This is a genomic window from Arthrobacter koreensis, from assembly GCF_035792275.1.
GTDB lineage: Bacteria > Actinomycetota > Actinomycetes > Actinomycetales > Micrococcaceae > Arthrobacter_B > Arthrobacter_B koreensis_A.
This window is the reverse complement of record NZ_JAMWKK010000009.1, coordinates 146,488-158,603: the sequence shown is the minus strand read 5'-3', so window position 1 is coordinate 158,603 and position 12,116 is coordinate 146,488. Positions and strand designations below refer to the sequence as shown.

The following is a 12,116-nucleotide window of genomic DNA, read 5'->3' as shown; positions in this document are numbered from 1 at the left end:
ACCAAGCCCGCACCGATGCCCTGCAACCGTGGCTAGACTTCTACAACCACCAACGCCCACACAGCAGCCTCGGAGGCAAAGCACCCATCACCCGGTGTAACTAACGTGCTGTCTCAGTACAACTAGTTCGGGAAAAGTTCCGCCGGACAAGCGGTCCCGGGGACTCCGAGTCTGTGCGCCGGACGAGGCTGCACGTACCGTCAATAGGGACAGTGCTTCCCCCAACGTTCGGCACGTGCGGTAACACCGCGCGGCATCCCGGGAGGTAGTTCCCATGCCCGCACACGAACCACGATCAGGCAGCGGCGCACAATCCACCGCAGGCACCCGTTACCAAGGCAGCCGGGCGGGAGCCTATTTCTCACCCCGCACGTGGCTGCTTCCGCTGCTGGTCCTGCTCATACTGGGCGGAGCGGGTTCCGCGCTGTACATCGGCGGACTGGGCAGTCCGGAGAGCAACCTCAACCACCTGCCGGTCGCCGTCGTGAACCGTGACCAGGGTGCGGACACCCCCACCGGCCAGGAGAACTTCGGCGAGGACCTCACCAGCACCATGGAGACGGACTTCTCCAAGACCGACAAGATCGAGCTGCGCCCGCTGAGCTGGGACGACGCCCAGCACCAGCTGCGCACCGGACAGGTCTTCGCCGCGGTAGTGGTGGAGGAGGACTTCTCTGAATCCGCGGTTTCGCTGGTGTCCTCCTCGCTGACCGACGGCGATGCCAGCCGTCCGCAGATCACGCTCTATACGAATCCGCTGGCGAGCCCGCTGGCCAGCGAACTGGCAGCCGACGCCGTCGAACCGGCATTGAAGCAGGCCAGTACCAGTCTGGGCGAACAGCTGGACGAAACCGCGCGGCAGGCCCAGGGCGAGGCTACCGAACGCCAGGACGCCGAACTCACGGAGGCCGGAGTCCCCGCCCAGGTGCAGGAACAGCTGGCTCCCAAGATCACCGGAACGTCAGCGGAGGCACTGCGCGATCCGATCCAGGTCACGGAAACGGCGTTCCAGAAGCCTCCCGACGGCGCGGCGCTGGGAATGGGTGCCTTCTTCTACTCCGTGCTGCTGATGGTGGTGGGCCTCAGCGGTTCCGTCACGCTTCACTTCCTGGTGGATTCACGGGTGGGTGTGCTGCCCGTTGAACTGGGGCCGCGCTACGTCCTGGGCCCGAAACTGCTCCCGGCGCGCTGGGTGGACTTCCTGCTCAAGTGGGGGATCGCCGTCGTGGCCGGGCTGCCCACTGCCGGGCTGATGATGTGGGTGGCCAATGCCGTAGGCATGCCCATCCCGCACGGCGGCTGGTTCTTCTTCAGTACCTGGCTCTCAATCGTGACGGTCTCCGCGGTGACGTTCGCGCTGATCACCATCTTTGGCAGCGCAGGCATGGTGCTGTCCCTGATCTACGTGGTGTTCATGGGACTGCCGGCGGCCACCGGCGTGGTGCCGCTGGAGACCCTGCCCGGCTTCTTCTCCTTTATTGCACGGGGGGAACCCCTGTACCAGATGACGATCGCGAACAAGGCCATCCTCTATTACGACGCCGAAGCCTCCGCGGGCCTGCAGGCCGGGCTGATCGGGATGGGGGTCATCATCCTCATCGCGGTGGTGCTGGCGCTGCTGTTCTCGGTCCTGTACGACCGGGTCCGCGGTATCCGTGAAGCAGCCGCAGACGTGGAAAAGGCGGCAGCCCGCGTTCGGTAGGAGGCATCGCGGGAGGGTGTCCGAAGGAGCCGTTTCAGGAGCCGGTTTGGCCACGGGCCCGCGTGGTGGGAAAATCCGACTATGCCCCCGATGCAGAATTCCAGCCGTTTGCAGAACATCCGCTACGACCTGAGGGGGCCCGTACAGGCGGTCGCCAAGCAGATGGAGGCGGCGGGGCAGCGGATCCTCAAGATGAACCTCGGCGATCCGGCACCGTTTGGGCTGGAGGCTCCTGAATCAATCGTGGTGGATATGATCCACCACCTGCGCGGCGCCCAGGGGTACAGCGATTCCAAGGGCATCTTCTCGGCCCGCACCGCCATCTCGCAGTACTACCAGACCCGCGGCCTGATGCAGATCGGCGTGGAGGACATCTGGGTTGGCAACGGCGTCAGCGAGCTGATTTCAATGACCCTGCAGGCTTTCCTGGAACCCGGTGACCAGGTGCTGATTCCCTCACCCGACTATCCGCTGTGGACGGCATCGGTGATGCTCTCCGGCGGTGAGGCCGTGCACTACGCCTGCGACGAGCAGAACCACTGGTGGCCGGACATGGCCGACGTCGAGGAGAAGATCACCGACCGCACGCGGGCCATCGTGATCATCAACCCGAACAACCCCACCGGCGCCGTCTATCCCCGCGAAATCCTTGAAGAGTTCGCCGAGCTCGCCCGGCGCCACGACCTGGTGCTGTTCTCCGATGAGATCTACGAAAAGATCGTCTACCGGGGAGCCGAGCACATCCACACTGCCTCCGTGGCCGGTGACCTGCCGGTGCTGACCTTTTCCGGACTGTCCAAGGCATACCGCATGCCCGGTTACCGGGCCGGCTGGGTGGCACTGACCGGGAAGCGGGCGGACACCGCCGGCTACCGGGAATCCCTGAACCTGCTGGCGTCCCTCCGCCTGTGCGCAAATGTGCCTGCGCAGCACGCCATTCAGACGTCCCTGGGCGGATACCAGAGCATCAATGACCTGGTGAAGCCGGGGGGCCGCCTTGCTGAACAGAGCGACCTTGCCTGCCGCCTGCTCAACGAGATTCCCGGCGTCAGCTGCGTCCCCGCCTCCGGGGCCATGTATCTGTTCCCCAAGCTGGACCGCGGCATGTACCCGTTCGACGACGACGAGCAGTTTGTCCTGGACCTGCTCGAGGAACAGAAGATCCTCGTCTCTCAGGGGACGGCCTTCCACTGGCCGGAGCCGGACCATTTCCGGTTTGTGATCCTTCCGGCTGAGGACGACATCCGCGACGCCGTGAACCGGATTGCGGAGTTCCTCGCCGGACATCGCCGGCCCTCCGCGGAGGCAGTGGCCGGCATCGAATCCGTTTCCGGCGCTGCCGTTGAAACGGATGCACCGGCGGCACACCTGTTGGACCAGGGAGCCGGGAAGCCCGCCCCGGCCGCCTAGAGCGTTCGCCCCCCTTCAGCGCAGCACGCCGGTAACCACTGCCGTCCCGGTCTCAGCGTCGGTTCGGACGAGCGCCTGGAATCCGGAGGCCCGGAAGTCTGCCTGCAATCCCGGTGCCTGTCCTTCGCTGCATTCCACCAGCAGCTCGCCGCCGCTGGACAGCCAGGCGGGAGCGTCCGCTGCTATCCGGCGAAGCAGCTCAAGTCCCTCGCGGCCGCCGTCCAGCGCCTGGGCCGGTTCATGGATACGTGCTTCGCGCGGCAGGAAGGGCAGCTGGTCCGTGGGGACATACGGAGCGTTGGCGGCAACGACGTCGATGCTGCCGCGCAGGCGGAAGGGAAGGGCCGCAAACAGGTCGCCCTGGTGTATCTCCGCCCGTTCGCCCAGGTTAAGCCGTGCGGCAGCAACCGCCTCGGAGGACAGGTCCGCGGCATGCAGTTCTGCCTCCGGAAAAGCTCCGGCAAAGACCGTACTGAGGGCTCCGCTGCCGCAGCACAGGTCCAGAATCACCGGGTGCTCCCACCGGGAGGCTGACTCAAGCGCGGCCGAGGCAAGGAACTCAGTCCGCCGGCGGGGAATAAAAACGCCCGGGACCACCCGGACCCGCCGGCCAAGGAACTCAGCCCAGCCAAGCACGTACTCAAGCGGTTCGCCGGAGAGGCGTCGCTGGAGCAGTGCCTCTGCCTCATCCGGAGAATCTGCGGCACGGAGCAGGTGTTCGGCTTCCTCCAGCGCGAAGACGCACCCCGCCGACTGCAGGCGCAACGTAAACCGCCCAAGGAGCTGCTGCTGGCTGGAGTCCAGGGCTTCTCCTTCCGTCCTTCAGGCATGGAGCAGACGCCGCTATGCGCACACAACATTGCCGCACATATCCGCTGTTTCGCTGGAATTCAGCGCATCTGCGGAGTTATGGTCTTTCTATGCCTAGCTTGAGAGTCGCTGAAGCAGCACGGTTCCTTGGTGTCAGTGACGACACTGTGCGCCGTTGGATTGAGAACGGTACCCTGACCGGGCGCCGGGACGCCAGCGGAAGGCAGGTCATTGACAGTCTTGAACTTGCCCGGCTCGCCCGCCGGCAGGCCCAGCTGCCCGAGGATCCGACAGAGATCGCCAGCTCCGCCCGCAACCGCTTCGTGGGACTCGTGACTGAAATCGTCATGGACAAGGTGATGGCACAGGTCGAGCTTCAGTGCGGGCCGTTCCGGGTGGTCTCCCTGATGAGTTCTGAGGCGGTCCGGGAGCTGGGCCTGGAGCTGGGGTCCACCGCTACAGCCGTGGTCAAGGCGACCAATGTCATTGTGGAAACGCCCCCGGGAAAGAAGCACCCGTGACGGGGAGCGCTTCAGGGAGGCAGCTGACAAGGACAGGGTTCAGGCCGGTGTGGCTGCTGGCCTGCCTGCTGGCCCTCACCGCCTGCTCCAGCGGAACCGCACCGCAGGAGGGAGGCGGCAGTGAACTGACCGTTTTTGCCGCGGCCTCGCTGGCGGTGCCCTTCACCGCGCTGGCGCAGGACTTCGAAGCGGCGCACCCCGGTACCGACGTAAGGCTCAACCTTGCCGGTTCCGCCGACCTGGCAGCCCAGATCCAGGCCGGTGCGCCGGCCGACGTTTTCGCGTCCGCAGACGAGGCCACCATGGCCAAAGTGGTGGACAGCCACCTCGCGGCGGGGGAGCCGCAGGTCATCGCGACGAATACCCTCACCATCGCCGTTCCGCCCGGCAACCCGGCCGGCATCACGGGATTCGGCGACCTCGCCGGCACCGGACGCCAGGTGGTGGTCTGTGCGGTCCAGGTGCCCTGCGGAGCTGCCGCGGAGAAAGCGGAGCATGCCGCCGGCGTGGACCTGTCCCCGGTGAGCGAGGAATCCTCGGTGGCGGGCGTCATGGGCAAGGTCGTATCCGGTGAGGCCGACGCCGGACTGGTCTATGTCACTGACGTCCGGGCCGCCGGGGAAGAGGTCGAGGAAGTCGCCTTTCCGGAGGCCGGGCGGGCCGTGAACCGCTACCCGCTGGTCCGCCTCTCGGGTTCCGGGAATGCGGAGCTCGCCGATGCCTTTGTCCGGTTCATCCGCGGCGCCGAGGGCCGGGCCGCGCTGGAGGAGGCCGGTTTTGGCGTCCCCTAGCGCGCTTCCACTGCCCCGCTGGGTGCTGGGCGCCGCCGCCGTCGGAGCAGTGTTCCTCGTCCTGCCGCTGGCGGCCGTCGTTGTGCAGGTGGACTGGGCGGAGTTCATCCCGCTGGTGACGTCCGAATCGTCACTCGCCGCACTCTCCCTGAGCCTTCGGACGGCAGCCGTGAGCACGCTCCTGTGCATCCTGCTGGGGGTGCCGCTGGCACTGGTCCTGGCACGGGTGAAGTTCCCGGGCAAGCGTCTTGTCCGTTCGCTGGTACTGCTGCCATTGGTGCTCCCTCCGGTCGTGGGCGGTATCGCCCTGCTGTACACCTTCGGGAGACAGGGGCTGCTGGGCGGTGCGCTTCAGGTCCTGGGCATCCAGGTGGCGTTCTCCACCGCAGCGGTGGTCCTGGCCCAGACCTTCGTGGCGCTGCCGTTTCTGGTCCTGACCCTTGAGGGAGCCCTGCGGACCGCTGGAACACGGTACGAGGCCGTCGCGGCAACACTCGGCGCCCGGCCGTGGACGGTACTGCGCCGGGTTACCGTGCCCCTGGTGCTTCCGGGACTTGCCGGCGGCGCGGTGCTTTCCTTCGCCCGATGCCTGGGGGAGTTCGGTGCAACCCTGGCCTTCGCCGGGAGCCTGCAGGGCGTCACCCGCACACTTCCGCTGGAGATCTACCTGCAGCGGGAAGGCGACGCCGACGCCGCGGTGGCTCTTTCGCTGGTCCTGGTAGCAGTCGCCGTGCTGGTGGTGGGGCTGTCCTACGGGCCCGTCTTCGGCCGCCCGGCGGCCCGACGGTCTGAGCCGCAGGGTTCCGCGAACGCAGGAGCGGCGGGCTGATGGGCCTGAGGATCGAGGCGGAACTGCCGGAACGCGGAATTGATGTCGGCTTTGAGGTTGCCGGCGGTGAGACGGTGGCCCTCCTTGGGCCCAACGGGGCCGGGAAATCGAGTGTTGTGTCCCTCGTGGCCGGACTGGTGCATCCCCACAGCGGGTACGCCGAGCTGGACGGCACCACTCTGTTCCGCTTCAAGGACGGCAGAGGTGAGTTCCTCCCGGCATACCGCCGCGGAACTGCCCTGCTGGCGCAGGAAGCCCTGCTCTTTCCGCACCTGAGCGCTGAGGACAACGTGGCGTTCGGCCCCCGCAGTACGGGCGCTTCCCGGAAGGCTGCCCGTGCTTCCGCCCTGCGCTGGCTGGCTGAAACCGATGCGGCAGACCTGGCATGCAGGCACCCCGGCGAGCTCTCCGGCGGACAGGCCCAGCGGGTCGCCCTGGCCCGGGCCCTCGCAGCGGAGCCTTCCCTGCTGCTGCTTGATGAACCGATGGCAGCCCTGGATGTTGAGGCCGTACCCCAGATGCGCAGGCTGCTCAAGCGGGTACTGGCACGCCGAAGCGCACTGATCGTCACCCATGACATCCTCGATGCACTGACCCTCGCAGACCGGGTGCTGGTGATGGAGGAAGGCCGGGTCGTCGAATCCGGACCGCCTGCAGAAGTGCTGGCGCGGCCGCGCAACCAGTTCACGGCAAGTCTTGCCGGACTCAACCTGGTCCGCGGCAGGCTCGAGGAGGGCCGCTTGCTGACACCGGGCGGGATGAGGTTCTCCGTACCGCGCGGTACCCCGGCGGACGCCGATGGCACCGTGCTCGCGGTGTTTCCGCCGTCGGCCGTTTCGGTCCGCAGGGCCGGCAGCACCGGCCCTGCGGACTCCGGGCTGGACATCTTCAGCGTCACCGTCACCGACCTGGAACCCTACGGGGACCGGATTCGGGTACGGGGCGCCGGGCTGGCCGCAGACATCAGTCCAGCTTCCGCGGCAGGATTGTCCCTGGCAGTGGGGGAGCAGGCCGACTTTGTGGTCGACCCAACTGCGGTGACCAGTTACGGTGCCGCTGGCGGCCGGACTAGTACAGCTTGATGGAGCCGCCGTCGGCCATCAGGGTCTGGCCCGTCAGGTAGCGGGAATCGCTGCCGGCCAGGAACACGACAATGGGGGCAATGTCCGTCTCCGGATCTCCGAGCCGGCCCAGGGGAACCGCGTCCACCACTTCCTGGTACGCCTCCGGGTAGGCCTTGCTCCACTGCACAATGCCCGGCGTCAGGGCAACGGGTGAAACCACGTTGGCACGGATACCGTCAGCAGCCCATTCGTTCGCCGCCGTGCGGGTAATGGCGCGGATGGCCTCCTTCGCCGCGGAGTATGCCACCTGGTTGGGCAAGCCCTTCATGCCGGCGCCGGAGGCGAAGTTGATGATGCTGCCCCGGGTCTTCTTCAGCTCCGGATAGGCAGCCCGCATCAGGTAGAACGTGGCCATGGTTCCGGTGTTGAAAGACAGGTCCCAGATCTCCCTCGTGGTTTCCAGGATGGACGCCTGCCTGGAGGCGTGGGCGTTGTTCACCAGGATGTCCAGGCCGCCGAAGCGCTCGACGGTTTCGGCGACAATCGCAGCGGCATTCTCCTCAACGGAGATGTCCTTGGCGATGAAGATGGCCTCACCATCCAGCTCGGCAAGCAGCTTTTCGCCCTGCGCCTGGTCGATGTCTACGATGGCCACCTTCGCGCCTTCGGCAAGGAACCTGCGGACGATTCCCTGGCCAATGCCGCCTGCGCCGCCCGTAACGATCGCGGTCTTATCCTTCAACTGCATGATTTTCCTTCCGTGGTACCGGGTCCGGGGAGGGATCCGGAGAATTGTGGAGGCGGGACTCGACGCCGCGGATGAAGCTGTCCACCAGATAGTCCAGGGACTGCCGTGAAGTCCGGTAGCTGATGCCGCGCTGCTGGAAGCGTTCAGCCAGGGAAGCCGGTTCAGCCCCGTCACCGGGCTCCTGCGGCGAAATGCCCGGCCCGTCTTCCGCAGCTGCCGCTATGGCAGCCGTCCCGATGACGGCGGCGGAGACTCCCAGGAGGCAGTCGAAGGCTTCATCGCTGGCCAGTCCTGCTGCGGCGAGGGCGGAGAGCAGGCGCTCCGCTTCGGCCGGTGCCGCCATGTTCACCAGGCGGCGGGGAGTCAGGATGATGCTCAGCAGCCAGGGGTGGGCCGTGAACGTCCGCCACTGCACGTCGGCCATGTGCGCCAGCATGTCCTGCCAGGTGTGGTTGCCCGCCGGCACGAGCGGATAGTTCCGGACGGCTTCGGCCATGAGCAGCAGCAAAGAGCGGCGGTCGGCAACGTGGCGGTAGAGCGCCATGGCCGAGACCCCGAGTTCACCTGCCACCCGGCGCATGCTCACTGCGTCCAGACCCTCGGCGTCCGCGATCCGGGCGCCGGCCCGCGCAATGGCGGCCGGGCCCAGCGGCTGGTGTGCTCCCACCGGTTCACCTCCGGACGGCCGTAGCGGGAATTCGATCGTGTTTACAGTGTATACCTGCCGGCGGAGGCTCAGGCACCAGCGCCCGCTCCTATACTCGCCAAGATGGAGGACCAACCGCGGATCCTGGTGGTGGAAGACGATATGCGCCTGGCGCAGATGCTGACGGAGATCCTCGAATCCGAGGGCTACGCCGTGACTGCGGCCCATGACGGGCAGCGTGCCCTCCACGAAGGGCTCACCCGCCCTTTCGATGTCCTGCTGCTGGACCGCGGGCTGCCTGCCATCGAAGGGCTGGACGTCCTGGTCCGCCTGCGCAGCAAGGGAGTAGCCGTACCCGCCCTGGTGCTGTCTGCGCTCGGCAACACCTCCGACCGGGTGGAAGGACTGGACCGCGGTGCGGAAGACTACCTCGCCAAGCCGTTCGACGTGGATGAGCTGCTGGCCCGTCTCCGTGTGCTCCGGCGCCGCACCGCACAGGAAGTGCCGGTTTTGCCTGTTCCGGGCGGCATGTTCGATACCTCCGGGAGGACAGTGACCATGGCAGGAGGAACGGTGGTGGTCCTGTCCGAGCGGGAGGCGGCCCTGCTGGAGGAACTGGCCCGTCGGCCGCTGCAGGTCTTTCCGCGGCAGGACCTCCATGACATGGTTTTCCCTGACGCCGACGACGACGGCGTGGTTGACACCTACGTCCACTACCTCAGGCGCAAACTGGGCCGGCCCGCTGTACTGACGGTGCGCGGAATCGGCTACCGGCTGGGCAAACTGACGTGAGGCGGCGCTGGTTCCGGGCCGGCCCGGGGGACGACGCCGATCCGGCCCGTGCCGCCCGCAGGCTTGCGCTGCAGTTCACGGCCCTGACCGTGGTGCTGCTGTCCCTGGCCGGTGTGGTTGTCTATTACCTTGCCGCCGCTGGAAGTGAGCAGGCGCTGCAGGACCGCCTGGAGTCGGCTGCCGCGCTGGACAATCCCCGTGATGCTCCTCTGGACATTTTCCTGGCCGTCTACGACCGGGGCAGGCTGACGGTCTCGCGGGACATGCCTGAGGGTCTGCCCGTAGAAGACTCGATGGCCGCAGTGGCTGCCGGCGGGGGAGAGGTGGAGGAAACCGTCGAAGCGTCCGGCACCACCTTCCGGGTGCTGACCAGGACCGACGGACGGGACATAGTGCAGGCCGCCATCGACACCTCGGAAACCCGCGGACAGCTGGACCGGCTGGTCCTGGCGCTGGTCTTCGCCGTGCTCTTCTCAGCCGCTGTGGCCGCAGCGTTCTCCGTCCTGGCTGCGCGGGCCGCCATGCGGCCTCTCATCCAGGCCCTTGAGCTCCAGCGCAGGTTCGTTTCGGATGCAAGCCATGAGCTGCGCACGCCGCTCACGCTGCTGAGCACCCGGGCGCAGCTTTTGCGCCGCCGTCTGGGAAGCCGTTCTCCGGAGGCGTCCCCGGGACAGGCCGAAGGGGCTGGGGCCAGGCAGGAGCCGCCGGACCGGCAGATCCTTGAGACCGGCCTCGATGACATCATCGCTGATGCCGGCGTCCTGACCGGAATCCTTGAAGACCTGCTTGAATCAGCCGACCCGCGCCGTGCCGGTCCGCCGGAACCGGTTGATCTTGCCGCCGCCGCGCGCCAGGGCGCGCAGGCCTTCCGCGCCACCATGAGCGAGCGGGCGCTGCAGCTGAAGCTGGATGTTCCTGCTGCACCCGTGCGGGTGCGGGCGGGGCACGCCGCGGTGCAGCGGGTGATTACTGCGCTGCTCTCCAACGCCGGAGACTACGCCCGTTCAACCGTATGGGTGCAGGTGTCCGCGAGCGGGCACGATGGTGTGCTCCGGGTTTCCGACGACGGTCCGGGCCTGCCCCGGGAACTGCGCGGACGTGTCTTTGAGCGCTTCTCTTCCGTGCGCCCGACATCCGGCGGGCACACCCGGCACTATGGGCTGGGCCTGGCCCTCGTAGCCGAGATTGCCAGCCGGTACGGCGGTTCGGTTCAGGCTGAACCGAGCCATGCCCGGGGCACCTCGCTGACTGTCCGGCTGCCCCTTGACCGGTGACCCTCTAAGAAACTTCGAAGAATGACGGCGTTGGATAGGAAACGTAGTTATCCACACTCATCTCGAAGGTGAAACCATCCATGGAGATTGGCAGCAAAGCGAAGAAAATCATTGTCTGGAGCGCCAGTGGCCTGGCAGCTGCCGGCCTGCTGACCGGCACTTTCTTTACGGGTATGGCCGTGGCTGACAATACAGAGCCGGCTTCGGTCACGTCTGAAATTGACGGTGAGCGGCCCGAGCTTCCCCAGCGCGGTGACCACGGGGACCTGCCGGACGGGGAAGACACCCAGGACAACGGCACGAATGACGACGACGGCGGCCAGGATTCCGATTCGGCGCGGCCAGAGAAGCAGGAAGATTCAGGCAAGGACGACTCCGGCAGGGACAATTCCGGCAAGGACAGCGCTCCGAAGGACAAGCCCGGCAGGCCGGACCGCGATGACAACCGCGGCGGACGCGGCGGCGACGGCCACCATCACGGGCCCGGAGACGGCGAGGAAGAAGCGCCCGCTGAGTCCGCGCCGTCAGAAAGCTAGGCGGAATTCCTAGTCCGGCAGCAGCTGTGCCTGCGCAGCCTGCCGGTGTTCGGGCCGGCCCGTGGTAAGCGCAAACATTGCGTAATTCAGCGGGCCGGCTGCAATCAATGCAGTGCAGCGCTCTGCCAGGCGCGGCTCGGCAACGCCGGCCGCGTCCTGGTAACGCCGCACCACCTCGTCGAAGTGGTCCGGCGTAATGAGCTGCACGTACATGAACTCCAGGGCCGGGTCGCTGACTTTCGCCGTCGTCCAGTCGAGAACCGAAACTATCCGGTCTGCCTCATCAAGCAGCAGATGCGCCGGATACAGCTCGCCGTGCGTCAGGACAGTCCGCTCCGGCCACAGCCCGTCGTCATCCAGCCACCGCCGCCAGCCGGCGAGCATCCCGGGATCAATCCGGAATTCGGCCAGGGCCTTCTCCAGCACGGCGGCCCAGTAACCACGGACTTCTTCCGGAGCATCTGCCGGGGTACCGGCCGCAGCAGCCTCAGCCGGGTCCAGCCGGTGGAGGGAAACAATCAGGTCCGCCAGGGACTTCAGGTAGTTCCCGGACGCCGGGTCGAAATGCCAGCTGGGCTGGTTGCCTTCTCCCACGGTGAGTCCAGGACGGCCGGGCAGGAGCGGGTAGGCCACCAGGTCACGTTGCTGGATGCGCCAGTCCGGGACGGCCACCCCCAGGCGCGGGCGGACGAAATCCAGAATCGCTTCCTCACGCGGCTGATTGGCGGCCACGTCCGGACGCCGCGGCAGCCTCAGGACCCATCTCTTCCCCGTGCCGGTCTCCGCAGCAAAGGCAACGCGGTAATCGAGACCGGCTTCATTGAACTCTATGCCCTCCGGATCCAGGGACAGCCCGTGGGCGGCGGCCAGCACGCAGACCTCCTCAGGGCTCGGCTGGGTCTCCTCTGCCGTCACAGGGTTCATCGCATCCTTCTCTCTCCGGTCACCACGGTCACGTGCACGTGGGGCTTTGTTGCCCAGCCTTTCCCATCA

Annotated in this window: 14 protein-coding genes; 10 read left to right on the top strand and 4 right to left on the bottom strand. The window is 66.9% G+C overall.

Annotation, left to right across the window (positions count from 1 at the left end; genetic code table 11):
- The first annotated feature begins 20 nt into the window (after positions 1-20).
- From NGB94_RS10815 to NGB94_RS10805, 3 genes are all read left to right on the top strand, one after another.
- A complete protein-coding gene (locus NGB94_RS10815) occupies positions 21-104 on the top strand; it encodes an integrase core domain-containing protein (RefSeq protein WP_418910588.1) in 84 nt (27 codons plus the stop codon).
- A 170-nt stretch (positions 105-274) separates the two neighbouring features.
- On the top strand, positions 275-1,702 hold the full coding sequence (locus NGB94_RS10810; RefSeq protein WP_325790643.1) for an ABC transporter permease: 1,428 nt from the start codon (positions 275-277) through the stop codon (positions 1,700-1,702).
- An 81-nt stretch (positions 1,703-1,783) separates the two neighbouring features.
- On the top strand, positions 1,784-3,112 hold the full coding sequence (locus tag NGB94_RS10805; protein WP_325790642.1) for a pyridoxal phosphate-dependent aminotransferase: 1,329 nt from the start codon (positions 1,784-1,786) through the stop codon (positions 3,110-3,112).
- 15 nt (positions 3,113-3,127) lie between these two features.
- On the opposite strand, the gene NGB94_RS10800 is transcribed toward NGB94_RS10805, so the two are convergent.
- On the bottom strand, positions 3,128-3,877 hold the full coding sequence (locus tag NGB94_RS10800) for a putative protein N(5)-glutamine methyltransferase (RefSeq protein WP_325790641.1): 750 nt from the start codon (positions 3,875-3,877) through the stop codon (positions 3,128-3,130).
- A gap of 155 nt (positions 3,878-4,032) precedes the next feature.
- Here NGB94_RS10800 and NGB94_RS10795 point away from each other — a divergent pair, with 155 nt between their 5' ends.
- Genes NGB94_RS10795 through NGB94_RS10780 form a run of 4 tightly spaced genes read left to right on the top strand, consistent with a single transcriptional unit; the run spans position 4,033 to position 7,145 of the window.
- Positions 4,033-4,443, top strand: coding sequence for a TOBE domain-containing protein (locus tag NGB94_RS10795; RefSeq protein WP_325790640.1), 411 nt, complete (start codon positions 4,033-4,035; stop codon positions 4,441-4,443).
- Entirely contained in the window at positions 4,440-5,234 is a 795-nt protein-coding gene (gene modA / locus NGB94_RS10790) for a molybdate ABC transporter substrate-binding protein (protein WP_325790639.1), read from the top strand. The genes NGB94_RS10795 and modA overlap by 4 nt, the downstream gene beginning before the upstream one ends.
- Entirely contained in the window at positions 5,161-6,063 is a 903-nt protein-coding gene (locus tag NGB94_RS10785) for an ABC transporter permease (RefSeq protein WP_418910642.1), read from the top strand. Before modA ends, NGB94_RS10785 begins: the two co-directional genes overlap by 74 nt.
- Complete coding sequence (locus NGB94_RS10780) at positions 6,063-7,145, top strand: ABC transporter ATP-binding protein (RefSeq protein ID WP_325790637.1); 1,083 nt, start codon at positions 6,063-6,065, stop codon at positions 7,143-7,145. The genes NGB94_RS10785 and NGB94_RS10780 overlap by 1 nt, the downstream gene beginning before the upstream one ends.
- Here NGB94_RS10780 and NGB94_RS10775 read toward each other — a convergent pair.
- Together NGB94_RS10775 and NGB94_RS10770 are read right to left on the bottom strand one after the other, a co-directional pair.
- On the bottom strand, positions 7,132-7,875 hold the full coding sequence (locus NGB94_RS10775) for an SDR family oxidoreductase (RefSeq protein ID WP_325790636.1): 744 nt from the start codon (positions 7,873-7,875) through the stop codon (positions 7,132-7,134). The genes NGB94_RS10780 and NGB94_RS10775 overlap by 14 nt on opposite strands.
- Positions 7,859-8,542: a TetR/AcrR family transcriptional regulator gene (locus NGB94_RS10770; RefSeq protein WP_325790635.1), complete on the bottom strand. Its 684-nt coding sequence runs from the start codon at positions 8,540-8,542 to the stop codon at positions 7,859-7,861. The genes NGB94_RS10775 and NGB94_RS10770 overlap by 17 nt, the downstream gene beginning before the upstream one ends.
- A gap of 102 nt (positions 8,543-8,644) precedes the next feature.
- Between NGB94_RS10770 and NGB94_RS10765 the strand changes: the two genes are divergently transcribed.
- The 3 genes from NGB94_RS10765 (at position 8,645) to NGB94_RS10755 (ending at position 11,123) form a co-directional block, all read left to right on the top strand.
- The gene (locus NGB94_RS10765; protein WP_325790634.1) at positions 8,645-9,313 is read left to right on the top strand and encodes a response regulator transcription factor; all 669 of its coding nucleotides are present in this window, start codon (positions 8,645-8,647) and stop codon (positions 9,311-9,313) included.
- Entirely contained in the window at positions 9,310-10,587 is a 1,278-nt protein-coding gene (locus NGB94_RS10760; RefSeq protein WP_325790632.1) for a HAMP domain-containing sensor histidine kinase, read from the top strand. The genes NGB94_RS10765 and NGB94_RS10760 overlap by 4 nt, the downstream gene beginning before the upstream one ends.
- An 80-nt stretch (positions 10,588-10,667) precedes the next feature.
- On the top strand, positions 10,668-11,123 hold the full coding sequence (locus NGB94_RS10755; RefSeq protein WP_325790631.1) for a hypothetical protein: 456 nt from the start codon (positions 10,668-10,670) through the stop codon (positions 11,121-11,123).
- A gap of 9 nt (positions 11,124-11,132) precedes the next feature.
- Here the strand turns inward: NGB94_RS10755 and NGB94_RS10750 are convergent, their stop codons facing one another.
- Positions 11,133-12,047, bottom strand: a complete 915-nt coding sequence (locus NGB94_RS10750; RefSeq protein WP_325790629.1) for a macrolide 2'-phosphotransferase — start codon at positions 12,045-12,047, stop codon at positions 11,133-11,135.
- Positions 12,048-12,116 lie beyond the last annotated feature (69 nt).

Bases quoted from the DNA above. Each gene is read 5' to 3' on its own strand.
- NGB94_RS10755 (WP_325790631.1), top strand. From the start codon at position 10,668: ATGGAGATTGGCAGCAAAGCGAAGAAAATCATTGTCTGGAGCGCCAGT.
- NGB94_RS10785 (WP_418910642.1), top strand. From the start codon at position 5,161: ATGCCTTTGTCCGGTTCATCCGCGGCGCCGAGGGCCGGGCCGCGCTGG.
- NGB94_RS10780 (WP_325790637.1), top strand. From the start codon at position 6,063: ATGGGCCTGAGGATCGAGGCGGAACTGCCGGAACGCGGAATTGATGTC.
- NGB94_RS10775 (WP_325790636.1), bottom strand. From the start codon at position 7,875: ATGCAGTTGAAGGATAAGACCGCGATCGTTACGGGCGGCGCAGGCGGC.
- NGB94_RS10750 (WP_325790629.1), bottom strand. From the start codon at position 12,047: ATGAACCCTGTGACGGCAGAGGAGACCCAGCCGAGCCCTGAGGAGGTC.
- NGB94_RS10765 (WP_325790634.1), top strand. From the start codon at position 8,645: ATGGAGGACCAACCGCGGATCCTGGTGGTGGAAGACGATATGCGCCTG.
- NGB94_RS10810 (WP_325790643.1), top strand. From the start codon at position 275: ATGCCCGCACACGAACCACGATCAGGCAGCGGCGCACAATCCACCGCA.
- NGB94_RS10795 (WP_325790640.1), top strand. From the start codon at position 4,033: ATGCCTAGCTTGAGAGTCGCTGAAGCAGCACGGTTCCTTGGTGTCAGT.
- NGB94_RS10805 (WP_325790642.1), top strand. From the start codon at position 1,784: ATGCCCCCGATGCAGAATTCCAGCCGTTTGCAGAACATCCGCTACGAC.